The organism is Micromonospora sp. NBC_01796 (genome assembly GCF_035917455.1).
GTDB lineage: Bacteria > Actinomycetota > Actinomycetes > Mycobacteriales > Micromonosporaceae > Micromonospora_G.
In genome coordinates this window covers 5264837-5286928 of the sequence record NZ_CP109078.1, presented here as the reverse complement: position 1 = coordinate 5286928, position 22092 = coordinate 5264837, and the positions used below count along the sequence as shown (strand labels likewise).

The 22092-nt window shown below is 69.7% G+C and carries 24 protein-coding genes; 12 read left to right on the top strand and 12 right to left on the bottom strand.

The window, feature by feature from the left end:
• Nucleotides 1-43 precede the first annotated feature (43 nt).
• Together OIE47_RS24420 and OIE47_RS24415 are read left to right on the top strand one after the other, a co-directional pair.
• A complete protein-coding gene (locus tag OIE47_RS24420; RefSeq protein ID WP_326556850.1) occupies nt 44-1552 on the top strand; it encodes a pyridoxal-dependent decarboxylase in 1509 nt (502 codons plus the stop codon).
• 170 nt (nt 1553-1722) lie between these two features.
• The gene (locus tag OIE47_RS24415) at nt 1723-1935 is read left to right on the top strand and encodes a hypothetical protein (protein ID WP_326556849.1); all 213 of its coding nucleotides are present in this window, start codon (nt 1723-1725) and stop codon (nt 1933-1935) included.
• Between the two features lie 19 nt (nt 1936-1954).
• Here OIE47_RS24415 and OIE47_RS24410 read toward each other — a convergent pair whose 3' ends face one another.
• The 3 genes from OIE47_RS24410 to pyk all read right to left on the bottom strand — a co-directional run bounded on the left by OIE47_RS24410 (nt 1955) and on the right by pyk (nt 4929).
• On the bottom strand, nt 1955-2440 hold the full coding sequence (locus tag OIE47_RS24410; protein WP_326556848.1) for an RrF2 family transcriptional regulator: 486 nt from the start codon (nt 2438-2440) through the stop codon (nt 1955-1957).
• Between the two features lie 156 nt (nt 2441-2596).
• The gene (locus OIE47_RS24405; RefSeq protein WP_326556847.1) at nt 2597-3481 is read right to left on the bottom strand and encodes an acyl-CoA thioesterase; all 885 of its coding nucleotides are present in this window, start codon (nt 3479-3481) and stop codon (nt 2597-2599) included.
• Nucleotides 3478-4929 (bottom strand): pyruvate kinase, encoded by a 1452-nt coding sequence (gene pyk / locus OIE47_RS24400; RefSeq protein WP_326556846.1) that lies wholly within the window; start codon nt 4927-4929, stop codon nt 3478-3480. The genes OIE47_RS24405 and pyk overlap by 4 nt, the downstream gene beginning before the upstream one ends.
• Before the next feature lie 497 nt (nt 4930-5426).
• On the opposite strand from pyk, the gene OIE47_RS24395 reads away from it, so the two are divergent.
• Nucleotides 5427-7688, top strand: coding sequence for a discoidin domain-containing protein (locus OIE47_RS24395; protein WP_326556845.1), 2262 nt, complete (start codon nt 5427-5429; stop codon nt 7686-7688).
• A gap of 98 nt (nt 7689-7786) precedes the next feature.
• On the opposite strand, the gene OIE47_RS24390 is transcribed toward OIE47_RS24395, so the two are convergent.
• Both OIE47_RS24390 and OIE47_RS24385 read right to left on the bottom strand, forming a co-directional pair.
• Nucleotides 7787-8917, bottom strand: coding sequence for a lytic polysaccharide monooxygenase auxiliary activity family 9 protein (locus OIE47_RS24390; RefSeq protein ID WP_326556844.1), 1131 nt, complete (start codon nt 8915-8917; stop codon nt 7787-7789).
• Nucleotides 8918-9236: 319 nt separating this feature from the next.
• On the bottom strand, nt 9237-9800 hold the full coding sequence (locus OIE47_RS24385) for an O-acetyl-ADP-ribose deacetylase (RefSeq protein WP_326556843.1): 564 nt from the start codon (nt 9798-9800) through the stop codon (nt 9237-9239).
• A gap of 226 nt (nt 9801-10026) precedes the next feature.
• Between OIE47_RS24385 and OIE47_RS24380 the strand changes: the two genes are divergently transcribed.
• Both OIE47_RS24380 and OIE47_RS24375 read left to right on the top strand, forming a co-directional pair.
• Nucleotides 10027-10326, top strand: a complete 300-nt coding sequence (locus OIE47_RS24380; protein WP_326556842.1) for a hypothetical protein — start codon at nt 10027-10029, stop codon at nt 10324-10326.
• Entirely contained in the window at nt 10326-11972 is a 1647-nt protein-coding gene (locus tag OIE47_RS24375) for an amidase (RefSeq protein ID WP_326556841.1), read from the top strand. The genes OIE47_RS24380 and OIE47_RS24375 overlap by 1 nt, the downstream gene beginning before the upstream one ends.
• A 50-nt stretch (nt 11973-12022) precedes the next feature.
• Here the strand turns inward: OIE47_RS24375 and OIE47_RS24370 are convergent, their stop codons facing one another.
• Entirely contained in the window at nt 12023-12955 is a 933-nt protein-coding gene (locus OIE47_RS24370) for an ArsR/SmtB family transcription factor (RefSeq protein ID WP_326556840.1), read from the bottom strand.
• Between the two features lie 555 nt (nt 12956-13510).
• Here OIE47_RS24370 and OIE47_RS24365 point away from each other — a divergent pair.
• Nucleotides 13511-15205 carry a S9 family peptidase gene (locus OIE47_RS24365; RefSeq protein ID WP_326556839.1) on the top strand — a complete coding sequence of 565 codons (1695 nt, stop codon included), beginning with the start codon at nt 13511-13513 and terminating at the stop codon, nt 15203-15205.
• Nucleotides 15206-15250: 45 nt separating this feature from the next.
• Here the strand turns inward: OIE47_RS24365 and OIE47_RS24360 are convergent, their stop codons facing one another.
• Together OIE47_RS24360 and OIE47_RS24355 are read right to left on the bottom strand one after the other, a co-directional pair.
• On the bottom strand, nt 15251-15631 hold the full coding sequence (locus OIE47_RS24360) for a hypothetical protein (protein WP_326556838.1): 381 nt from the start codon (nt 15629-15631) through the stop codon (nt 15251-15253).
• A gap of 169 nt (nt 15632-15800) precedes the next feature.
• On the bottom strand, nt 15801-16613 hold the full coding sequence (locus OIE47_RS24355; RefSeq protein ID WP_326556837.1) for a helix-turn-helix domain-containing protein: 813 nt from the start codon (nt 16611-16613) through the stop codon (nt 15801-15803).
• A gap of 35 nt (nt 16614-16648) precedes the next feature.
• On the opposite strand from OIE47_RS24355, the gene OIE47_RS24350 reads away from it, so the two are divergent.
• The 4 genes from OIE47_RS24350 to OIE47_RS24335 all read left to right on the top strand — a co-directional run bounded on the left by OIE47_RS24350 (nt 16649) and on the right by OIE47_RS24335 (nt 18789).
• Entirely contained in the window at nt 16649-17086 is a 438-nt protein-coding gene (locus tag OIE47_RS24350; RefSeq protein WP_326556836.1) for a nuclear transport factor 2 family protein, read from the top strand.
• Between the two features lie 91 nt (nt 17087-17177).
• Complete coding sequence (locus tag OIE47_RS24345; RefSeq protein ID WP_326556835.1) at nt 17178-17438, top strand: hypothetical protein; 261 nt, start codon at nt 17178-17180, stop codon at nt 17436-17438.
• A gap of 14 nt (nt 17439-17452) precedes the next feature.
• Nucleotides 17453-18091, top strand: coding sequence for a hypothetical protein (locus OIE47_RS24340; protein WP_326556834.1), 639 nt, complete (start codon nt 17453-17455; stop codon nt 18089-18091).
• Nucleotides 18088-18789 carry a hypothetical protein gene (locus tag OIE47_RS24335; RefSeq protein ID WP_326556833.1) on the top strand — a complete coding sequence of 234 codons (702 nt, stop codon included), beginning with the start codon at nt 18088-18090 and terminating at the stop codon, nt 18787-18789. The genes OIE47_RS24340 and OIE47_RS24335 overlap by 4 nt, the downstream gene beginning before the upstream one ends.
• A 30-nt stretch (nt 18790-18819) precedes the next feature.
• Here the strand turns inward: OIE47_RS24335 and OIE47_RS24330 are convergent, their stop codons facing one another.
• The 3 genes from OIE47_RS24330 to OIE47_RS24320 form a co-directional block, all read right to left on the bottom strand.
• Complete coding sequence (locus tag OIE47_RS24330; RefSeq protein ID WP_326556832.1) at nt 18820-19437, bottom strand: TetR/AcrR family transcriptional regulator; 618 nt, start codon at nt 19435-19437, stop codon at nt 18820-18822.
• Between the two features lie 11 nt (nt 19438-19448).
• Complete coding sequence (locus tag OIE47_RS24325) at nt 19449-19901, bottom strand: nuclear transport factor 2 family protein (protein ID WP_326556831.1); 453 nt, start codon at nt 19899-19901, stop codon at nt 19449-19451.
• A gap of 179 nt (nt 19902-20080) precedes the next feature.
• A complete protein-coding gene (locus OIE47_RS24320; protein ID WP_326556829.1) occupies nt 20081-20299 on the bottom strand; it encodes a winged helix-turn-helix domain-containing protein in 219 nt (72 codons plus the stop codon).
• A gap of 103 nt (nt 20300-20402) precedes the next feature.
• Between OIE47_RS24320 and OIE47_RS24315 the strand changes: the two genes are divergently transcribed.
• Complete coding sequence (locus OIE47_RS24315; RefSeq protein WP_326556828.1) at nt 20403-20741, top strand: hypothetical protein; 339 nt, start codon at nt 20403-20405, stop codon at nt 20739-20741.
• Nucleotides 20738-21709 (top strand): hypothetical protein, encoded by a 972-nt coding sequence (locus OIE47_RS24310; RefSeq protein WP_326556827.1) that lies wholly within the window; start codon nt 20738-20740, stop codon nt 21707-21709. Before OIE47_RS24315 ends, OIE47_RS24310 begins: the two co-directional genes overlap by 4 nt.
• On the opposite strand, the gene OIE47_RS24305 is transcribed toward OIE47_RS24310, so the two are convergent.
• The gene (locus OIE47_RS24305; RefSeq protein ID WP_326556826.1) at nt 21667-22092 is read right to left on the bottom strand and encodes a hypothetical protein; all 426 of its coding nucleotides are present in this window, start codon (nt 22090-22092) and stop codon (nt 21667-21669) included. The two genes, OIE47_RS24310 and OIE47_RS24305, sit on opposite strands and share 43 nt — an antisense overlap.

Sequence of the window (22092 nt, the reverse complement as noted above, 5' to 3'; positions counted from 1 at the left end):
TCCACTCTTGTCCCGGACGTCGATCCCTGATCGACTCTCGGGCATGGCCACGCACATGGACCCGGAGGAGTTCCGCCGCAACGGGTACGCCGTGATCGACTGGATCGCCGACTACTGGGCCACCCTCGCCGACCGACCGGTGACCCCCGCCGACCCGCCCGGTACGGTCGCCGCCCGGCTGCCGGCCTCACCACCGGAGCGGGGCGAGCCGTTCGACCGGATCCTGGCCGACCTCGACACGGTTGTCACCCCCGGCCTCACCCACTGGCAGCACCCGGCCTTCTTCGGCTACTTCCCCGCCAACACCTCCGGGCCGAGCGTGCTCGGCGACCTCGTCAGCGCGGGGCTCGGGGTGCAGGGCATGCTCTGGGCCAGCGCCCCGGCCTGCACCGAGGTGGAAACGGTGATGCTGGACTGGTTGGCCGAGCTGCTCGACCTGCCGACCCGGTTCCGGTCCACCGGCACCGGTGGCGGGGTGATCCAGGACTCCGCGTCGTCGGCGACCCTGGTGGCCACCCTCGCCGCCCTGCACCGGGCCAGCGGCGGGCGCTGGCGCGGCCGGGGACTCGACCGCCGCTACCGGGTCTACACCTCGGCCGAGGCGCACTCGTCGGTGCAGAAGGCGGCCCGGATCGCCGGGCTGGGCGACGACGGGGTGCGCGCGATCGGCGCCGACCCGTACACCCTGGCCCTGCGGCCGGAGTTGCTGCGCGCGGCGATCGAGGCGGACCTGGCCGCCGGCGACGTACCTGCGCTGGTGGTGGCGACGATCGGGACCACCTCCACCACCGCCGTCGACCCGCTGCCCGCGATCGGCGAGCTGTGCCAGACGTACGGCACCTGGTTGCACGTCGACGCCGCGTACGCCGGAGCGGCTGCGATCTGCCCCGAACTGCGCTGGTCGCACGCGGGTCTGGAGTACGCCGACTCGTACTGCTTCGACCCGCACAAGTGGCTGCTCACCGGTTTCGACTGCGACGCGTTCTGGGTCGCCGACCGGGCCGGGCTGACCGAGGCGCTGAGCGTACTGCCGGAGTTCCTGCGCAACGCGGCGTCGGAGTCAGGTGCGGTGGTCGACTACCGCGACTGGCAGGTGCCGCTGGGTCGGCGGTTCCGGGCGTTGAAGCTCTGGTTCGTCCTGCGCTCGTACGGCGCCGAGGGGCTGCGGGCGCACATCTGTACCGGTATTGCCCTGGCCGCACGGTTCGCGGACCTGGTCCGGGCGGACGACCGGTTCGAGGTGGTCGTCCCGCACCCGTTCTCGCTGGTCTGCTTCCGGCTGCGGGCCACCACGGTCGAGCCGTCGGACGGGCAGCCCGGAGCGGCGGCCGATGCCCTGAACGCCGAACTGCTGCACCGGGTCAACGCGACCGGCCGGGTCCACCTGACCCATACCCGGGTCGGCGGCCGGCACACGCTGCGGCTCGCCGTCGGGGCACCGCAGACCAGCGAGCGCGAGGTGGCGCTGGCCTGGTACCTGATCGAGCGGACCGCGACGGCCCTGCACCGCGGCGCGGCCGATGCCGCTGCGGTACGGGCGACGGATGGGTAGCGTTGATCCCGTCGACGGTCCGCGCCGGCTCGGCGCGGACCCCGGTGGGTACAGCCGGTTCCCACCGTTCCGGTAGCTCACACGCAGCCGGCTCTCAGCGGCCGGTGCTGTGATGGAGGGACTCGCGGACGGCCCGCCCCGGGCCCGGCGAACAGCGGATGGAGCATCCGATGGGACTGACAGCGTCCTGGAAACCCGGCAACAATCCGATTCTGCCCGGCACCGACCGCGCCACCCCCTCCGGCGACCTTCCGGATCCGGACGCGCCGGCCGGCAAGGGTCAGAGTCCGGTGGTCTTCCTGCGGCCGGAGCGGATCCTCGCCGACACCGAGCCGCTGGCGGTCGCCGACCACGGCCGGTGGAGGTACCTGCGGGCGGCGTGATCGCCCCGCCGTGCCTGGCTCAGGTCCAGGCGTTCGGGTCGCTGACCAGTTCGGTGACCCGGTCGGGCAGTTTGCCGCTGGCCACGTCGGCCACGGTGACCAGTTCGAGGATCTCCCGCTCACTGGCCCGCAGGGCGATCCAGACCTCCTGCAGGGATCGGGCGGCGCCCTGGTAGCCGAGATCCTCGGGACGCTGCCCACGGATGTGCGCGAGCGGGCCGTCGATCACCCGGATCACGTCGGCGAGGGAGATTTCCGCCGCCTTGCGGGCCAACCAGTAGCCGCCCTCCGGGCCACGCTGGGCGTGCACGATCCCGCCCCGGCGCAGTTGCAACAGGATGCTTTCCAGGAACTTCGGCGGAATCTCCTGCGCGCGGGCGATCTGCTCGGCGGTGACGGGATTCGGGCGTCGGGCGGGGCCGGCCGCAGCGGCGGTGTCGTCCGCGGTGGCGGCGAGTTCGGCCGTGGCGCGCAACGCGTAGTCGACCCGTGCGGAGAGACGCATGCCGGCAAGGTTAGCCCCCGCGCCGCCCGGCGAACGGTGCCGGGGGTGGCAAGCCACTCAAGGCGCTACTTCCGGCGGAAAGCACGCGTATCCCGCGCTTGTCCGGCGCAGGTCACGCGGTTGTCCGGCACGGTTGCGCCCTGACTGGTGCAGCGGTCAGGCGCCGACCCGGCGGAGCAGACCCTCCTGGACCGAGCTGGCGATCTGGCGGCCGTCGACGGTGAACATCCGGCCGGTGGCCAGCCCCCGTGCGCCGGAGGCGGACGGGCTCCAGCAGTCGTAGAGGAACCACTCGTCGGCCCGGAACGGCCGGTGGAACCAGAGGGCGTGGTCGAGGCTCGCGCCGACCACACCGCCGGGTCCCCAGACCTCGCCGTGCACCGAGAGGACCGAGTCGAGCAGGGTCAGGTCGGAGGCGTACGTCAGCGCGCAGGCGTGCAGCAGCGGGTCGTCGGGCAGCTTGCCGTCGATCCGCATCCACACCCGCTGGTACGGGTCGGCGGGCCGGTCGCCGGGGCGTACCCAGCCGGGCTCCCCGACGTACCGGACGTCGATCGGGCGCGGGATGAGCGACCAGATGCCGAGCCGCTCCGGGTAGCGGGCCAGCCGGTCGGCCATGGTCGGCACCTCGTCCGGACCGGGTACGTCCGGCGGGACCGGGGCCTGGTGGTCCAGCCCCTCCTCCAGCCGCTGGAACGAGGCGGACATGAAGAAGATGGTCTTGCCGTGCTGTTTGGCGACCGACCGCCGGACCGAGAACGAACGCCCGTCGCGGATCCGTTCGACCTCGTACTCGATCGGCTCGACCGGGTCGCCGGGGCGGACGAAGTAGCCGTGCAGCGAGTGGACGAACCGGGTCGCCTCGACGGTCCGGCCGGCGGCCACCAGTGCCTGGCCGGCGACCTGACCGCCGTACACCCGTTGCGGACCGACCGGCGGACTCATCCCACGGAAGGTCATCTCGTCGATCTGGGTCAGGTCGAGCACCTCGAGGAGCTGATCGACCGCGACCTGTCCACCGACCGGCCCGCCGGACGTCACTGCAGGGCCCGGGCCGCCGCGGCGTCGACGAGGGAGCCGAGCTGGTGCACCCGCAGGGTGTTGGTGAAGCCGGGGGTGCCGGGCGGGCTGCCCGCGACGATCACCACGTAGTCACCGGGGTTGCCCCGGCCCAGACCGAGCAGCGCCTGGTCGACCTGGCGGAACATGTCGTCGGTGTGCTGCACGAACGGCATCAGGAAGGTCTCCACGCCCCAGGCGAGGGCGAGCTGGTCGCGCACCTCCGGCACCGGGGTGAAGGCGAGCAGCGGCAGGTCGCAGTGCAGCCGGGAGAGCCGGCGTACGGTGTCGCCGGTCTGGGAGAAGGCGACCAGGGCCTTGGCGCCGATGGCACGGGCGATCTGCGAGGCGGCGACGGTGAGCGCGCCGCCGTGCGTACGCGGGTCGTGCTGGAGCCGGGGCACGCCGATCGACCCGGACTCGGTGGTGGTGATGATCTTCGCCATGGTGCTCACGGTGAGCACCGGATACTTGCCGACGCTGGTCTCACCGGAGAGCATCACCGCGTCGGCGCCGTCGAGCACCGCGTTCGCCACGTCGGAGGCCTCCGCGCGGGTCGGGCGGGAGTTCTCGATCATGGAGTCGAGCATCTGGGTGGCGACGATGACCGGGCGGGCGTTCTCCCGGCAGAGCTGCACGGCCCGCTTCTGCACCAGCGGCACCTGGTCCAGCGGAAGCTCGACGCCGAGGTCACCGCGGGCGACCATGACACCGCCGTCGAACGCGGCGACGATGGCCTCCAGGTGGTCCACCGCCTCCGGCTTCTCGACCTTGGCCATGACCGGCCGGTGGACGCCGACCTCCTGCATGATGTTGTGCGCCAGCTTGATGTCGTCGGCCGACCGGACGAAGGACATGGCGATCATGTCGACGCCGAGACCGAGGGCGAACCGGAGGTCCTCGGCGTCCTTGTCCGACATCGCCGGCACGCTCACCGCGACGTTCGGCAGCGAGACGCCCTTGTTGTTGGAGACCGCGCCACCCTCGGTGACCAGGACCCGGATGTCGTTGCCCTCGATCGAGCTGACCTCGACCGCGACCCGGCCGTCGTCGATCAGCAGGCGGTCGCCGGGGCGGACCTCCTGGGGAAGCTTGCTGTAGGTGCAGGAAACCCGCTCCCGGGTGCCCAGGATGTCATCGCCGGTGATCACCACCGAGTCACCGGTGCGCCACTCGTGCGGGCCGTCGGCGAACCGGCCGAGGCGGATCTTGGGGCCCTGCAGGTCGGCCAGGATCGCGACCGCTTTCCCGGTGGCCTGGGCGGTCTGCCGGACCAGGTGAAAGACCTGCTCGTGGTCGGCGTGGCTGCCGTGGCTGAAGTTCAGCCGGGCCACGTCCATGCCGGCCTCGACAAGGCCACGGATGCGCTCCGGGCTCGAAGTCGCGGGGCCAAGCGTGCAGACGATTTTCGCGCGGCGTGTCACGCCCATCAGGCTAGTCTCTCTCCCAGATCGGTCCACGGGCCGACCCTGTCGGATTCTGGAATTCTCGTCCAACGCCGTGCGGTGCGCAGGTGTCCGGCGGGTGTCGTCTCTCGCCGGGCGACGCGTTGGGTGGCGGGCATCAGCGACCGCGCGTCCGGAAGCGTACCGCCGTCGTGTTGTCCACGACACGCCCGGTCGGTCCCGCTGCCGCGATTGGCCCGCAAGTCGGCACGCCACGAGATCTCGGCGCCGACAATTCTCGCTAACCGCCGCTGCGTGATGACTACTCATTTAACCGTCATATCGGACAGGAATCGATGTTCGTCTTGACGGCCCGAAACAGCGGCGTAACACTCGTCGGGAGAGCGCTCTCACTGTTAGATCCCGCAGGCGCGGGCCGACCGCCGGATCCCCCCGGCGGCCGGCCGTACCCACCCAGCCACGGCGTCGCCACGCCACGACTGGGCCGCCCCACCGCGCCCTATCACCGACAGGTGGGCCCAATGGAAGTTCATCGTCGCACCACGCGCACACCCTCGACCCGATCCCGATGGGGTGTGCTCGCCGCCCTGGCCGCCGCACTGCTGGCGCCCGTACCGTTCATCGCCACCGCACCGACCGCCGCGCAGGCCGCGCCGACCCTGATCTCCCAGGGCAAGGCGGCCACCGCCTCGTCCAGCGAGAACGGTGGCACCCTCGCCCCCGCCGCGGTCGACGGCAACACCGGCACGCGCTGGTCCAGCGCGTTCAGCGACCCGCAGTGGCTACAGGTCGACCTCGGCGCCACCGCCACCCTCAGCCAGGTGGTGCTGAACTGGGAGACCGCCGCCGGGCGGGCGTTCCAGATCCAGACCTCGGCCACCGGGTCCGCACCCTGGACCACGATCTACTCGACCACCACCAGCACCGGCGGCGTGCAGACGCTCCCGGTGACCGGCAGCGGCCGCTACGTACGGATGTACGGCACGGCCAGGACCACCGGCTACGGCTACTCGCTCTGGGAGTTCCAGGTGTACGGCGAATTCGGCACCGTCCCGCCGACCACCCCGCCGACCACGCCGCCGGTGACCGGCACCCCGGTCGAGCCGACCGACCCGCGCAACCCGAACTTCGGGTCGAACACCTTCGTCTTCGACCCGTCGACGCCGACCTCGACCATCCAGAGCCGGCTGAACACGATCTTCAACCAGCAGGAGCAGAACCAGTTCGGTCCGGAGCGGTACGCCGTGCTGTTCAAGCCCGGCAACTACACCGCCGACGTGAACCTGGGCTTCTTCACCCAGGTCGCCGGCCTCGGCTTCTCCCCCGACGACGTGAACCTCAACGGTCACGTACGGGCCGAGGCGACCTGGTTCGGCGGCAACGCCACCCAGAACTTCTGGCGGGCGGCGGAGAACCTGTCGGTGACCCTGCCGGCCGGGGTGACCGTGGAACGCTGGGCGGTGTCGCAGGCCGCCCCGTACCGGCGGATGCACCTGCGCGGCGCGCAGAACCAGATCCAGCTCTGGAACGGCGGCGACGGCTGGTCCAGTGGCGGCCTGCTGGCCGACACCCGGATCGACGGCCTGGTCGTCAGCGGCTCGCAGCAGCAGTGGTACTCGCGCAACAGCGAGTTCGGCAACGGCTGGACCGGCTCGGTGTGGAACATGGTGTTCCAGGGCGTGGTCGGCGCACCGGCGCCGAACTTCCCGAACCCCTCGCACACCGTGATCAACACGACCCCGACGGTCCGGGAGAAGCCCTTCCTGTACGTCGACGGCTCCGGCGAGTACCGGGTCTTCGTACCGGCGCTGCGGGCCAACAGCACCGGCACCTCCTGGTACAACAAGACCCCGGCCGGTAGCTCGACCTCGCTGAGCCAGTACTTCATCGTCCGTCCCGGCACCACCGCGGCGACCATCAACGCCGCCCTGGCCCAGGGCCGGGACCTGCTGTTCGCCCCGGGCGTGCACCGGATCAACGACACGATCCGGATCACCCGGCCGAACACCGTCGTGCTCGGCCTCGGCCTGGCCACGATCGAGCCGCAGAACGGCGTCACCGCGATGACCGTCGCGGACGTGGACGGGGTGAAGGTCGCCGGCATCATGTTCGAGGCCGGCACCACCAACTCCGCCGCCCTGATGGAGGTCGGCCCGGCCGGCTCCAGCGCGGACCACGCGGCCAACCCGACCTCGCTGCACGACGTCTTCTTCCGCATCGGCGGGGCGGTCGCAGGCAAGGCCACCAACAGCCTGGTGGTCAACAGCGACGACGTGATCGGCGACCACATGTGGTTGTGGCGTGCCGACCACGGCAACGCCGGCACCTACGGGTGGACGATCAACACGGCCGACACCGGCCTGATCGTCAACGGTGACGACGTCACGATGTACGGCCTCTTCGTCGAGCACTACCAGAAGTACCAGACCATCTGGAACGGCGAACGCGGCCGGACGTACTTCTACCAGAACGAGATGCCGTACGACCCGCCGAACCAGGCGGCCTGGATGAACGGGTCGACCCGCGGTTATGCGGCGTACAAGGTGGCTGACTCGGTCAACACCCACGAGGCGTGGGGGTTGGGCAGCTACTGCTACTTCAACGTGAACCCGGCGGTGGTCGGCGAACGCTCCTTCGAGGTGCCGAACAAGACCGGGGTCAAATTCCACAACATGGTCTCGGTCTCGCTCGGTGGCGTGGGCACGATCAACCGCGTCATCAACAACACCGGTGGCCCGGCCAACCAGGCCGCGCAGACCATCTACGTGGTCAACTACCCGTAACGAGTCCCTGGCTCGGCACGCCTACGGGGTTTCCACCGCGCCCGGTCCGGTCGTTCGTCGACCGGGCCGGGCGCGGCCCGTTGCGGTTCCCGCGTACGTCAGGTGGCGACGCAGGTCGGGGTGGGTGAACCGTTGCTGCCGGTCCACGAGCCGAGGAAACCGAAGGTGGTGCTCGCACCGGCGCCGAGACTGCCGTTGTAGGCGACGTTGGTGGCGGTGACACCGGTGCCGGAGGAGGTGACGGTGGCGCCCCAGCTCGACGCGACCGTCTGCCCGTTGGGCCAGGTCCAGGTCACCGTCCAGCCGCTGATCGCGGCGCTGCCGGCGGTCACCCGTACGTCACCCTGGAAGCCGCCCGACCACTGGCCGGTGACCGTGTAGGTGGCGGTGCAGCCGCGCGGCGTACCCGGGGTGGTGGCCGGCGGCGTGGTGCGGGTCGGGGTGGGCGTCGGGGTCGCGGTCCGGGTCGGGGTCGGGGTGGGTGTCGGCGTACGGGTGGGGGTGACCGTCGGGGTCGGTGTCGGACCGGCACCGCCGGGGAAGTTCACGTCACTGCACCAGTAGTACGACTGGTCCATGTGGCTGGCCTGCCAGATGGTGAACACCACGTGCCGGCCGGTACGCCCCGGCGCGGACACGTTGATCGAGTTGGAGACGCCGTTGAGGACCGGGTCGTTGGTCCGGGTCCCCTGGCCGGGCGGGATCACCCCGGTCGAGGCGACCTGTTCGAGGTCGGCCCAGCGCAGCGGTTGGGTGAGCGGGTTGTAGCCCTGCCGGGAGACGTACACCCGGTAGTAGTCGGCGCCGTGCAGGGCCTGGTCGTGCACGGTCAGGGTGAAGTTGTTGTTCACCGACGCGGCCCGCCACGCGCCGGGGGTGTCCATCGCCGCGTAGCGGGGTCCGCCGGTACGGCCACCGCTGCACAACTGCCCGTCCGGGACGGCGGCCTGGTGGTTGCCGGCCACGCCCTCGCGGTAGAGACCGTTCCAGTTCCACATGCCGTTCGGGTCGTTCTGCCAGGCCTGCCAGCACATCGGATCCTCGGTGGCCATCTCGGGCGCCTGGAAGTTGCCGCCCCAGCGCAGCCAGCAGCCGTAGTTGCGAGACGGTGGGCTGATCGTGGAGCCGTGCGCAGAGGCGTTCTGCACCCACACGGTGGTGAGCAGCAGCATGACGAGCGCGGCGACGGCCAGCACTCGGGTGGTCAGTGGTCGGGTGGACAGGGGCATCGGGGCTCCCGGTGGAGAAGTAGGGTGCCCCGCACGAGCCGCGGGTGGGAGAACGGAACCATGGGGCGGGCCGTACGCGAGCACGCGCGAAGGCGGAAGGCGTGGAACGAGTACGCGGGAGGCTGCCCGTCACCCCCGCACCGGCTACATGGCTCCCGCACCGGCCCTACCTCAGTAGATTCACACGTCTCTATGCACCTGTCAATAGTTTGGCTCCCAAACTAACACCCCCCACCCCACCCCCCTCCCCCGTGACCACGGCTGTTGATCATGAAGTTAGCGCGCCTCCGAGGGCTCCCAGAGGTCGCTAACTTCATGATCAACGATGGTCACCCCGGAGGGCCGGGCGATTTGCTGGTGGTCGGGGTGGCTCGTGGGGGTTGTCGAGCGCTTTCTGGAGCAGGGTGTGGGTTGGGTCGTCGAAGGCGACCAGGCGGATCAGTTCGACCCGTGACGGGGTGGACCGGATCGTGTCGACCGCGATCCGGGCCGCCTGCTCGGGCGGGAACCCGTAGACGCCGGTCGCGATGGCCGGGAAGGCGATCCGGCGTACGCCGAGTGCGTCGGCGACCTCCAGGCTGCGCCGGTAGCAGGAGGCGAGCACCTCCGCCTCGCCGTGTTCGCCGCCCTCCCAGACCGGACCGACGGTGTGGATCACGTGCCGGACCGGCGGGTCGAGGTCGAAGGCCGGGGTCGCCTTCGCGTCGCCCGGATCGCAGGGCGCGATCGCCGCACCCGCGTCCGCCAGCCGCGCCCCGGCAGCCCGGTGGATCGCCCCGTCCACCCCGCCCCCACCGAGCAACGACTCGTTGGCGGCGGTCACCACCGCGTCCACGTCCTCGGCGGTGATGTCCCCCCGCACGACCTCAATGCGCAGCACCATTCCCCCATGTTTTCACCCCCGGTCCGCGCAACGGGGCGAACGGGGCCGGCACCGCCGCGCCAACCTCCGCCGCGATGGAGATCCACAAGCACGTATTTGCCCTAGATCGACAGGCATTGCGGCTGGTGGGAACGGGGGTGGTTCACGGGTATGTGATCTTGAGGTCATGATCTCGACACAGGGTGAACCGAGAGTGGGGCAACGTTTTCCCAAGCGGAGGAGCACCATGGCACCCACACCGCCGACCGACTCCGAACTCGACATCCTGATCCGGGCCCGACTCGCCTCGCTCGGCATAGACCTGAGTCAACTCCCCCCGGGGACCACCGCCGACCCGGTGACCGGCTCCCCCGGCCAGGACTCCGTACTCGCCTCGCTGCGGTCGTTCGTCCGGAGCACCGTGACGTCGCTGGCCGCGTACCAGCTTCCGGCGCCCGCCGGGTCCACCCCCGTCGTCGCCAGGGCGATCTCGCAGCAGGCCGCACCGATGCTCTACCCCTCGATCAGCACCGAATGGCGGAAGTGATGACAACGATCCAACCCCAGGACCGTACGGTCGACCGCCGCGCCTTCCTCGCCCGTACCGCCGCCCTGGCCGCCGCCGCAACCGTCGGCAGCACCATCGCCCTCCCCTCGATCGCCCTCGCCGCCCCGGACAGCGGCACCGCCGCCGGCGGCAACCCGGTGAAGTGGAACCCGGCCCTGGACAAGCCGAGCGCCTACACCAAGCCCCGGCCGGAGGCGGTGGCCGATCCGACCGAGCTGACCATCTCCGAGGCCGCGTGGCTGATCCGTGCCGGCAAGCTCACCCCGGAGCAGCTCGTCGAGGCGTACCTGGCCCGGATCGAGGCGTACGACGGCACGTACAAAGCCTTCAACCTGGTGCTCGCCGACGCGGCAGTCAAGGCGGCGCGGGCCGCGGCCCGCAAGCCGCACCGCGGCGCGCTGCACGGCATCCCGCTCGCGATCAAGGACAACTACTGGACCGAGGGGGTGCCCACGACCGCGAACTCCTACCTGTTCCAGGACTTCGTCCCGCCGTACGACGCCACCGCGGTCGCCAAGCTGAAGGTCAACGGCGGGATCGTGATGGGCAAGACCCAGATGGGTCCGCTGGCCACCACCCGCGCCACCACCCCGTCCGGTGTGGTCACCACGGTCAACGCCTGGACGCCGACCAACCCGGGCACCGACCCGGGAGGTTCGTCCACCGGGACCGCGACCTCGGTCGCCGGTCGGCTCGTCTCGTCCGGGATCGGCACCCAGACCGGCGGTTCGATCACCGCCCCGTCGAACGCGCAGAACCTCACCGGGCTCAAGCCGACCATGGGTCGGGTGTCCCTCAACGGCATCATCCCGCTCAGCTACACCCGCGACCATCCCGGACCGCTGGCCCGCGACGCCAAGGACGCCGCGATCATGCTGACCGCGATGGCCGGCGAGGACCCGGCCGACCCGCGTACGCAGGGCCTGCCCGAGGTGCCGAACCTGCTCAACGCCGCCACCCCCCTCTACGACGGCAGCACCCTGAAGCTGCGCTGGCCGACCAGGATCGGTGTCCTGCCCGGTTACGGCAGCGGCACCTCCGCGACCGCGCTGGCCCAGCAGGCGTACCTGGCCAAGCTGGCCGCGATCCCCGGTGCGACCCTGGTCGACGTCACCCTGCCGGACGAGTGGGACCTGCTCACCGGCAACAACTTCAACAACGTACGGCTGCCGGAGCGCAGCGAGCCGTTCATGCCGTACCTGCGTACGGACCTGCGCGGGTTCGGTGTCTCGGTGACGAGCTGGTTGCAGGGTGCCCTGATGGGCGGCAACGAGTTCATCACCGGTCAGCGGGCCAAGCTGCTGCTGATGGAACGGGTCCTGGACCAGCTCTTCGAGACCTGTGACGTGGTGGTGCAGACCGGTCCGGTGCCGTTCGACATCCTCGGCCTGCCGGAGATCGCCTTCCCGATCGGGTTCACCGCCGCCGGGGTGCCGATCGGCGCGATCCTCGGCGGACTCCCGTACGGAGAGGACCGGTTGTTGTCGCTGGTGGCCGCGTACCAGGCGGTCACCGACTGGCACTGGCGCCGGCCCCCGAACCCGCCGGCGGGTGCCGCCGCGGCGCGGACCGCCGCCGTGACCCACCGCCTCACCGCCGACGAGGTCGCCGCCCTCACCCAGTGAGTGCCGGGAGGGGCCCCTCGTTCGGAGGGGCCCCTCCCGCCTGCGAAAACTCAGCGGTGCGGGCGCGGGATGCCGTTGAGCAGGTCGGCTCCGAGCGGGGTGAGGGCGTGCAGGACGGCCTTGCCCTGACGGATCGTGGTGATGAGCCCGGCCCGGCGCAGGACCGTCGCGTGCTCGCTGGCGCTGGCCAGCGAACCGGCGAGCCGTTCGGCGAGCTGACCGGTGGTGCACGCACCGCGGGCGACCGCTTCGAGGGCGTTGGCCCTGGTCCGGCCGAGCAGTGCGGCCAGCGCCTTCGACACCGCCCCGGCACCGGGCGCGGTCAGCATGGCGGCGGCGTCCGCGACCGTACGCATGACGGGAACGAACAGGATCACCGGTGCCCGGTCGTCGAGGGTGCTGGTGACGACGCTGGGCGTACCTTGACAGAAGGCGGACGGCACCAGCACCAGGCCGCGTCCGCCGAGTACCAGGTTGCTGACCGGTGTGCCACGCCCCACCTCTAATATCGGTGAGCGCCAATGAAAACCGGGCGGTAAGGCGGCGAACATGGCCTCCACCCCGGACGCCGCCAGGGCGCCGGCATAGGTCGCGTGCTCGGCCTGCAAACGCGATTGGATCTGCGGCCAGTAGGGCGCTACCGCCACCTGATGATATTCATGCAAAAAGCGCACCATGTCGCGCCGGTCGACCCGTTCGGACAGCGGCTCGCGGACCGGCGGTCTCGGCCGGCGCGTCGCCCAACCACCGGCGCCCGGCCCGGATCGGGCCGCACCGACCAACTCCGGCCGGACCCGCTCGGGACCGGCCCTCAGCAGGGCGTCGAGTCCTTCTTCGAGTGAGTCGGTCGGCCCGGTGGCGGCGAACAGGTCGCCGTCCAGGTCGCCGAAGAGAGCAACTGCCGGATGGGTGGTCACAGTCGACGTACGACGGACGCGTTCCCGCCAGCCGCCGAACAGTCCCGGCGTTGCAGGTCTGTGCAATGTCAAGAGACTCAGGAACGTCTCACCGAGCGGTCCCCAGGTGGCCGCGACACGTGTTCTGGCCAGATCCTGGGCAGAGAAATGGATATGCAGCACGATTGCCCCCCGTTGGCTGGCGTGCCGATAAAGTTCGACAAGTATTACCGTCGGGTGCGCGAGGCGACAAGGGGCGAACCCACCGTCGAGCCTTTCGGCCAGACCCGAAAGGCTCGGTTCCGGAATGCCGGTCACCTGCACGGAGGGTGACGCAGGTCGATGCTCGTCGGTCCCCGCGCAGACGCACGGTCGGGGTCGCCAGCTCGGATATGCCACGTTCGCCCGAACCATCCCGTACCGGAGGTTCGATGACATTGCGTAGTTGCAGCCGATAAACGGGGGTCTTGACGCGACAAAACCGGCGTGGTGAAGATGGCCCCACGGCGGTCCGCGGGGGCGATCGCCACGGGGAGAGGGCGACACGGCGGTGAGAAACCTCCGCGCCGCGAGTCGGACCACAGTGGAACTGATTCGGTCCACGGCGGGACGACATCGGGCTTGGGTAGTGCAGGATCGGCAGTGCGGTTCGGCCGCTTCATGCGACGGGGCCGGGTGATGACCGGCGTACGGACGAGCACCAGGACGCGGTTGAGGCGGGCGTTGCTCGCGCCGGCGTACAACACCTCGCCTCGGCTCGCCCCGGACGGGGGTGCCGTCGCGTTCGTCCGGAACACCGACGAGGGACCGGAGTTGTGGCTGCGTACGGCCGACGGTGACGAGCGCCGCCTCGCCGCCCATCCGGGTGAAACGGTCGCCGACCTGCGCTGGACCACCGACGGCACCATGCTGATCTACCGGCACGGTCCCGTGGGTGGCGCACGGTGGAGCCTTGCCGGACTCCGCCCGACCGTCGCCCGCAGCGGCGGCGGGGTCGGTGCGGTGCGGTGCGAGACGCCCGGTTCGGTCACCGAGTACTGGCTGTCGCGCCACGACCCGACCACCGCCGTCTACAGCTGTCGCCGTCCCGGTTCCTCCGGCCTCGAACTGTTCCGCCTCACCCTGACCGACCCACCCGACTCCGACTCCGGCGCCGACCCCGGCCCCGGCAGCGGTCCCGGTGTCGGCGGCTCGGGTGGGGAACCGGTGTCGGTCGCGGGTGACCAGGGCTTCCGGCAGTGGTTCGTGGACCCCGTGCTGCGTCCTCGCGGCGGCATCCGGGCGGGCGGCGACGGGTCGGTGGAGATCGTGCTGGGCGACCGCCTCGAATCGGCGCGCGAGGTGCTGAGGATCGGGGCCAGGGAGGCCGACGATCTCTCCGTCCAGGGCTTCAGCGCGGACGGACGCCGCCTGTTCCTGCTCACCAGCTACGACGCGAAGACCCGCAGACTGATCTCGATCGGCTCGACCAGCGGCGCCACGATGACGGTGTTCGCCCATCCCACGCTCGACGTCGACGGTTACCCGATCGCGGGCGACGGAGTCTGGTTCGAGCCGTCGACCGGGCTACCGGACATCTGCGCGGTCACCGACCAGCGCCTGCGCTACCACGCGCTCAACCCGGCCCGGCAGCAGGCGGTGGAGCGGCTCACCGCCACCGATGCCGGTTCGGCCGTCCTCGTGGACCGGAGCGCGGACGACCGTACCTGGTTGGTCGGGCGGGTGCGGGATGACGGGCCGGTCGCGTACCACGTCTTCGAACCGGCGACCGGCCGGTCCGAACCGCTCTTCCTCGACCGCCCCGACCTGGCCGGCTACCAGCTTCCGAAACTGGAAGACTTCATCTTCGTCGCCGGTGACGGCCGCGAACTGACCGGGTACGCCATGCGCCCGGTCTACCACCGGCTGCCGCTGCCCACCGTCGTGGTGGTGCACGACGGCCCGGCCGACCGGGACTCGTGGCGCTTCCACACCGAGGCGCAGTACCTCGCCTCACTCGGATACCTGTCCCTGCACATCAACCACCGTGGTTCACGCGGATTCGGCGTCGAGTTCCGGCGCGCCGGCAACAACGGGTACGGCGGCAGAATGCAACAGGACCTCTACGACGCGGTCGCGCACGGGGTGCGGTCCGGTCTGGTCGACCGCGATCGGGTCGCCTTCCTCGGCACCTCGTACGGCGGACACGCCGCCCTGCTGGCCGCGTACACCCGATCGGACCTCGTACGCTGCGCCGTCGCGATCAGCGACCGGCTCGGACACGTCCAGATCCCCACCGCCGACCGGGTGGTCCTCTTCGAGGAGATCGAACGTTTCCTGGCCGACCGCCTCGGCTGACGCCCCGACCGGCTCGGTCGGGGCGCCGCCGGAAGCAGGACGTGACTAGGCGACCCGGAAACTCCGGATCGCCTGGTTGGAACTGTGCAGGTCACTGGGCGGAGCCTGGCTCACCAGACCGGTGCAGTCGGCTCCCCGGTAGAGCAGCAGAGTCTTGTCGGTCAGGTTGACGTGGCCGTGGATCTCGATCGGGCTGTTCACGCAGCCGGTGCTCAGCGGCACGCTGTACTGCACCTGCGGACCGTCGAACCAGATCGAGTCCCAGAAGCAGACGGTGCCGTCCACGTAGGTGCAGGTGGTGCTGGGCGGGGCAGCCGTCGTCGAGCCGGCCGAGGCGTACGCGGGCGCGGCGAGCGCGGCGGACGCCATCGCCGCGACGGACGCGGCGGCGAGTACGGACGTGAGGGTTGGCTTGCGGAGTCGCATGAATCCTCCTGTGAACAGGGGGTCGATGGGCTCTGCCGCGCGGCAAAATTGGCTTGTAAGCGCACAAATACGCCCCAACACCAAGTAGTTGAATCTTGCACTACCTCATGGGTGACGTCAACACCCTGCCGGTGATCCCGGTCCCGACCGGGGGCACCATGCCTGTGCGCTATGGCGTGAAGTAGGCGGCGCTCTCCGGGTCCGCCGGGTAGTAGGACTCGATCGCGATCTCGTCGATCGTGATGTCCATCGGGGTGCCGAATGTGGTGATGGTCGAGAACAGTCGCAACTCTCGTCCGCCGATCCGGAGGATCATCGGGATCACCACGTCGGCGTCGACCCGCTGGCCCATCGGGTCCTCGGGCAGAGGTCTCAGCAGTTCTTCGTAGAGTGCGGTCAGCTCCGCGTCGGGAGCCGCGGCGAGCTGGCGCGAGATCCGGCTGCGGAAGACCGCACGCACGTCTGCCAGGTTGACGACCATGGGAGCAAGCCCGCGCGGGTCCAGGCCCAGCCGAACCAGGTTCACCGGTGGCCGCAGCAGATCGGGAGCGACCTGCGCGAAGAACGGGTCGACCGCGCGGTTGGTCATCACGATGTTCCACCGGCGGTCGAAGACCAGCGCCGGATACGGCTCGTGCGCCCGGAGCACCCTGCGGACCGCGTCGAGGGCAGCCGACAGGGCGGTGTCGTCGAGCGGACGCTCCGCGTACCGGGGCGCGAAGCCGGCGGCGAGCAACAGCCGATTGCGATCACGCAGCGGCACATGAAGCTGATCGGCAAGCCGGAGGACCATGTCCGCGCTCGGCTTGGACTTGCCGGTCTCGACCAGACTGACGTGACGAGCCGAGACATCCGCGGCAATCGCCAGGTCGAGTTGACTGAGCCCCCGGTGCTGCCGCCACTGCCGCAGGAGTGCCCCGACCGTGTGCACGATCATGAGCGTACTCATCGTCACGCCGAACGCCATGACATGCGAGTTCATCGACAACCGAACGGGCCGACGCAACACTCGGCCCCATGACCACCGAGAACAAGACCATCGTCCAACGTGCGCTGGCAGGGCTGATCGAGACCGGCAACGTCGATACGCTCGCCTCGTTCCTCAGCGACGACTTCGTCCACCACCGGCCGGATTCGACAGCCTCGACCAGGGCGCAGTGGCTCACCGCCGTCCGCGCCGCACTGGGCCCCACCGCCGGTATGCAGGTCGAAATCCTTCACCTGCTGGCCGACGGTGACCACGTCGTGGTGCACTCACGACGCCGGCTACCCGACTCGGGCCCGGAGATCGTGGTCGTCGACGTCATGCGTATCGCCGACGGGCTCATCGCAGAGATATGGGAAATCATCGAACCGGTCGCCCACGCAGCCGCCAATCTGGTGTGGTGGGAATCCGCTCCAGAGGTAGCTCGGGATGCCCGTGGCGGCGATGAACTCGCGGTGCCTCTTTCCTGAGGCGGGCATCGCCAGCAGGACTGACCTACTGTGCTCGGTCGGGTACGGTCAGCTCGGGGAAGAACGACCTAGACCGGGGAGGATCAACAACATGGCGTCGATCGAAGAGATCAAGGCGGGCGTGGCCCGATTCAGCAGTGAAACCAGCCAGCAGGCGGCCACCATCAGGGGCATCGCCGACCAGTTGGAACAGACCACCGCGCTGCTGCGCAGCCTCACCCAGGGCACCAGCCACTCGCGCGTCGGTGAGGCACTGGCCAGAATGGAGCAGGCCAAGCAAAAACTGCACGAGGCGACAACGCTCGCGCAGGGCGCGGTCGAGGCCACCAACAGCTACGCCGCCAGCTTCTGACCAAGGGGTACGTCATGCCAACCGTCATCGTGCCCGTCGGGCTCTCCATGGGACCGCGCTACCGGTACGTACGCCCGCCGGACCCGACCCCGGAGTGCTACGAGATCCACCTCGGCGACGACCTGGTGGAACTGACCGAGGTTGAAGCGGCCGTGTGGGCGGCGGCCTTTGTCGACGCCGAGCGGCACGCCAAGCTGGCGGTGAATCGGAAGTCCCTGATCCAGCTCGTCCAGACCGCACCCAAGCCCGAGCCACGCGCCGCCGAGATCGTCGACAACCTGATCGGGCGCGGCCTACTGGTCGAGTTCGACCCGGAAGGCAACCTCGAACCCGTCTTCCGCCGCCACAAGCTCCTCCCCCTGGGCCAGGGCCTCGGCTCCACCGCCGAGGAGCCCCACCTCCACCGCATCGGCTTCGCCAACCAGCCAGTCTTGGCTCTGCCGAACGACGCGTACGGCTTGTGGTCGTTTTCGTTTCTGCACCCCAACCTCTGGGCTGCCTGCGTGGATCTTGCCGACGAGTCCGAGGAAGAGGCCCTGGGCGAAGAGATCCTGGGGCTCGTTCCAGGAGGCGTTGCCCAGGACTTTGCGGTGCACCTGCCGCTGATGATCGCAACGAGCTGCGCGTTCTTGGACCCGCTGGTCGAGTCATGAGAAGTAGCCGGCAGATACGCCGGAACGGAAAAGTCGAGCGGCCCTTCATCCGGCGGATCGGCTACGAAACCCTCAAGGAGGGGACCGGGAGCGCGGTTCAGCAGGGGGCGACGGCACTGGGTGCGCTGATGGGCCTCCTGAGCAGCAGGTGGGGGATGCCTGCGACGGCGTCGGTGATCACCGGCGCCATCATTGGCAACGCGCTCGGGTCCTTCGGCAAAGGCGTGATCGCCGCAAGTGTCGATCGAATGCGCGAGCGACGAGAAGCCCGTACTCCGAACCAGGTCAACGACAGCACAAGCGACCAGGAGGCCAACAACGCTCGCGTGACCGACAGCGGCAACAGCTTGAGGGCTGGCGGATTACATGCCCGTCGTGGAGCCTCCGGCACGACACCAACCGGCCGCAGCCGCGTTTTGTCGGGTAGCGGATCAGGAGGCGGGATCGCCGGGCAGGTGATCTCCGGGATCGAGCAGGTCATGGAGCAGATCGAGCAGACGGCAGCCAAGCTCAACGCGGTTGCCGCGAGCATGCGCAACAGCCAGGACTCGATGATGGTCCTGATCTACGGCGGACGCGCGGATGTGGTGCGGCGTACCCATGACGCGATGTCGGGTGCTCGGGACAAGGTGTACGACAGCGCTGTCCTGCTGCGCAGCGCCAGCGAGGACCTACGCGCCTACCGGGCGAGCATCTGACGAATGGCGAAGTCAACGCCGCCACCGACCTCAGCTTGGAGTCTTTCGAGTATCCGGGTCAGCACCCAGATGGGCGGCGAACAGGCCAGCCAGGCTTCGGGCGGTCTCCGCGGCCTCTTCGGGGGTAGGGGCGTTGGTCGCGGATTGCAGCGCGCCGTCGCGGGCGAGCACGACCAGGCCGTGCGCCAGGGCCCAGCTCACCAGCGACAGTTGCGGAACCTCGCCCTTGCCCGACCCCGATGCCCGGCCGAAAACGGCCGAGCCGAGTTCGCCGATCGCCTCTTCCTGTGCCGTACGCAGGGCCGGGTCGTCGGTGTGCAGCTCGGTGGGGCGGAACATCAGGTCGAACAGGGCGCGGTTGCCCAGGCCGAAGTCGATGTACGCCCGGCCCAGGGCCGAGAGCGGGTTGGCTGGCCGCGACGCCGAGACCGTGCGCAACGCGGCCGCCAACGCGGTGAAGCCCTCGGTCGCGATCGCGGTCAGGAGCCCTGCGCGATCCTGAAAGAAGTATTTGGGGGCGGCGTGGGAGACGCCGGCACGGCGGGCAACCGCGCGGAGGCTGATCCCGGCATGGCCGTGTTCATCGAGTTCCGCCCGGGCGGCGCTGAGCAGAGCGGTGCGACCATCCGCATCGGGCTTGATGGACATCGGTGTTCCGCTCAGCTCACGATGGGCTCGGCCGAAGCTTCGGTCACACCTTGGGCGGCGAAGACCCGCAGGGCCGCAGCGACGAGCTGAGAGTCCTCGTTGGCGTCGATCGACACGATCTTGCCCCATTTCATCTGCACGATGTGTACGCCATGGTTGTTGTACGGCGAACCGTCCGGCATGTTCTGGGTCGCCGTCCAGCGGATGATGATCGTCGTGTTGTGGGGAGTGCCCTTCACCCAGACGTCGCGCACCGTCAGTCTCAGGGTTGGGCTGAGTCGTCCGAGGCGCTCGAACCACCGCCTCAACGCCTCCCGGTCGTGGCGCTCACCGCCGAGGGCGTGATCCCCACCGAAGCGGTGGTAGACGTCCGGCACACAGTCCTTGAGCAGGGCGTCGTAGTCCTTCTCGTTGACCCGGTTGAAGTTCTTGGTAGCGATGCGCTTGACGATGGCGTGATACATGATCGCTCCTTCGACGCACGGGAAGCTCTTTGCTTGACACTGTCAAGTAAGGGGCCCCCTGAGACTGACACGGCAACTTGACACTGTCAAGCGCTCAGTCGATCCGTGCCACCACAAGCAGACGAGGCGCTGTGGCGTTCCACTGCCCCTAGAGGGGCGCAAAGTCGCCACAGCCTCGGTCACCGCTCGGTGACGAACACTCCCACGCCCTGAACGCCTTCGATGAGGCCTTCGGTTCTGAGCTTGAAGATCGCCTGTCGCACCACGATCGCCGAGACGTTGTGCTCCTGACAGAGTTGCGAGGTCGACGGCAGCTTGTCTCCTGGAGCGAGTTCGCCTGACTCGATCTGCGCACGCAGGTGGTCGGCGAGCCGCTCCCACTTCGGTTTGGCGGGCATCTGGTCTCCCTGGTCAGCACCGCCATTTGATCACAGGCGAACTTTATATAGCAACCAATCGCCGCTCATGGCTTGCTTTACATACGCACCCATGCAAAGCTCGATGGCAGCCGGCTCCCTGGTCAGCAACCCGGAGTTGGTCCCCACCGCACAGAGCCCGGCCGATCGGTTCCCCCTGGTCGGCCGGGTGCGTGAACCTGCCCGCACCTCAGCGACGGGAGGCACCAAACCGGTGAGCGCCACCCCACCCACCCCGCAACCCAGTAACCCGCCACCACCCGACTTCCTCTCCGAAGAAGATCTCGAAGACGCCGACGACATCCTGCGGACCCACGCACCGATGCGAATCGCCACCGTCAACTGCACCTGCGGTGCGGCGTACCCGTGCACCGACGTCCAGTGGGCGCGACTGATCACTCAGGTCGCGGAGGCGGGGAGGTGAACGCCCTCTCCGAGACCTACTACAGCCGGTACGCCCGGACCCGAGCCGCCGAGGCGCAACAGGCGATCGATCGGCACGTCGTGTCCGCGTACACCGGGGTGTGTCTGGGGTGCGGGCGGCCCGGCCCCTGCGACGAGCGGGACCAGGCGGAACGGACGCTGGCGCACTACTCCCGGCGCACCCGCAATCCTCCGCCGGACAACCGGAGCCACCCGTCGAACTGGCCCATCGCCCGCCACCAGTCGACCTCAGCCAAGAATCCCGGAGCGAACGGTTTGCTCAACACCGCGATCCGCACCGCGGACGGCACGGTCGACGCCCTGCGCGCCGCCTGCCTGGCCGCGACCGAAGCGCTCGAACGCGCCAGCCAGCAGGTCGACGGCGTCGAGCATCCACTCCCCCGAACCGCCCTCGCCAACTGGGACAGCGCCCTCGATCTCGCCTGGGAAGCCTTGACCACGGTCTACTCCGGCCTGGCCGAGGCCCGCCGACTCCCCCACGCCGAACCCCACAACATCGGCTACGTGCTCGCCGGCCTCAAGGCTGCCCGCCTCGGCGCCGGCCGCGCCGCCGACCAGGTCGATCGGGTACGCCGACAGCTGTCCACCGCCGAAGACTGGCTCCGCCGCGACCAGGACGATCCGCGTGCTCTCGCCGCAGCCGAGCGCTGGGCGTGGGCGGGCCGCCGACTCGACCTGGTCGCCGCCCGCCTCGCCATCGGCTCCCGTGCCCTCGACCGGTACGCCGCCAACCTCGCCGGCACCCCCGAACCCGCCCCCATCAGCGTCACCGTCCGACTGGACCGCCTGCTGACCCGAGCCCGCCCGACCGTCACACAGACCCGAGAGGGCGCGACGGTGGCCGCCCGGCTCGTCGTCCGACGCCACCCGTGGGGCGGCTGGCGGGGCTTCATGGCCCGGTGGCGTCACGAAGCCTGGAAGGAGTTCACCCGCTCGTGGACAGCCTGAACCCGTACAGCAGGGCGGTGCGTGACCTGGCCCTCGGCCGGGTACGCGAACACCGCCATCGGCTGCGCAGCCTCGACGAGACCGGTTGGCGACGGTACGGCGAGCTGCTCGACTGCGTTTTCCTGCTCTGCGTCGACCGGCGATTCCGCCCCGGTCAGGACCACGCCCCGATCATCCGGTTCGTCGCGAGTGTCCGCGAGCGGTACGACCACAGTGGTGTCGAGATCGACCCGGTGACCGCCGAGGCCCTGATCCAGGCCGCGCTCGGTCAACGGGAGCCGCTGTCGATGGACCCCATGACGATCGCCGCCCAGACCATGCTCATCGTCGGGCTGCTCGATGACGAGGGCATGTCCTCCGCCGAACTGACCGATCTCCTCCAC

Excerpts from the sequence above, each read along its gene's own strand:
- OIE47_RS24420 (WP_326556850.1), top strand. The coding sequence starts at position 44 with ATGGCCACGCACATGGACCCGGAGGAGTTCCGCCGCAACGGGTACGCC.
- OIE47_RS24415 (WP_326556849.1), top strand. The coding sequence starts at position 1,723 with ATGGGACTGACAGCGTCCTGGAAACCCGGCAACAATCCGATTCTGCCC.
- OIE47_RS24410 (WP_326556848.1), bottom strand. The coding sequence starts at position 2,440 with ATGCGTCTCTCCGCACGGGTCGACTACGCGTTGCGCGCCACGGCCGAA.
- pyk (WP_326556846.1), bottom strand. The coding sequence starts at position 4,929 with ATGGGCGTGACACGCCGCGCGAAAATCGTCTGCACGCTTGGCCCCGCG.
- OIE47_RS24395 (WP_326556845.1), top strand. The coding sequence starts at position 5,427 with ATGGAAGTTCATCGTCGCACCACGCGCACACCCTCGACCCGATCCCGA.
- OIE47_RS24390 (WP_326556844.1), bottom strand. The coding sequence starts at position 8,917 with ATGCCCCTGTCCACCCGACCACTGACCACCCGAGTGCTGGCCGTCGCC.
- OIE47_RS24385 (WP_326556843.1), bottom strand. The coding sequence starts at position 9,800 with ATGGTGCTGCGCATTGAGGTCGTGCGGGGGGACATCACCGCCGAGGAC.
- OIE47_RS24380 (WP_326556842.1), top strand. The coding sequence starts at position 10,027 with ATGGCACCCACACCGCCGACCGACTCCGAACTCGACATCCTGATCCGG.
- OIE47_RS24375 (WP_326556841.1), top strand. The coding sequence starts at position 10,326 with ATGACAACGATCCAACCCCAGGACCGTACGGTCGACCGCCGCGCCTTC.
- OIE47_RS24360 (WP_326556838.1), bottom strand. The coding sequence starts at position 15,631 with ATGCGACTCCGCAAGCCAACCCTCACGTCCGTACTCGCCGCCGCGTCC.
- OIE47_RS24355 (WP_326556837.1), bottom strand. The coding sequence starts at position 16,613 with ATGAACTCGCATGTCATGGCGTTCGGCGTGACGATGAGTACGCTCATG.
- OIE47_RS24350 (WP_326556836.1), top strand. The coding sequence starts at position 16,649 with ATGACCACCGAGAACAAGACCATCGTCCAACGTGCGCTGGCAGGGCTG.
- OIE47_RS24345 (WP_326556835.1), top strand. The coding sequence starts at position 17,178 with ATGGCGTCGATCGAAGAGATCAAGGCGGGCGTGGCCCGATTCAGCAGT.
- OIE47_RS24340 (WP_326556834.1), top strand. The coding sequence starts at position 17,453 with ATGCCAACCGTCATCGTGCCCGTCGGGCTCTCCATGGGACCGCGCTAC.
- OIE47_RS24335 (WP_326556833.1), top strand. The coding sequence starts at position 18,088 with ATGAGAAGTAGCCGGCAGATACGCCGGAACGGAAAAGTCGAGCGGCCC.
- OIE47_RS24330 (WP_326556832.1), bottom strand. The coding sequence starts at position 19,437 with ATGTCCATCAAGCCCGATGCGGATGGTCGCACCGCTCTGCTCAGCGCC.
- OIE47_RS24325 (WP_326556831.1), bottom strand. The coding sequence starts at position 19,901 with ATGTATCACGCCATCGTCAAGCGCATCGCTACCAAGAACTTCAACCGG.
- OIE47_RS24320 (WP_326556829.1), bottom strand. The coding sequence starts at position 20,299 with ATGCCCGCCAAACCGAAGTGGGAGCGGCTCGCCGACCACCTGCGTGCG.
- OIE47_RS24315 (WP_326556828.1), top strand. The coding sequence starts at position 20,403 with ATGGCAGCCGGCTCCCTGGTCAGCAACCCGGAGTTGGTCCCCACCGCA.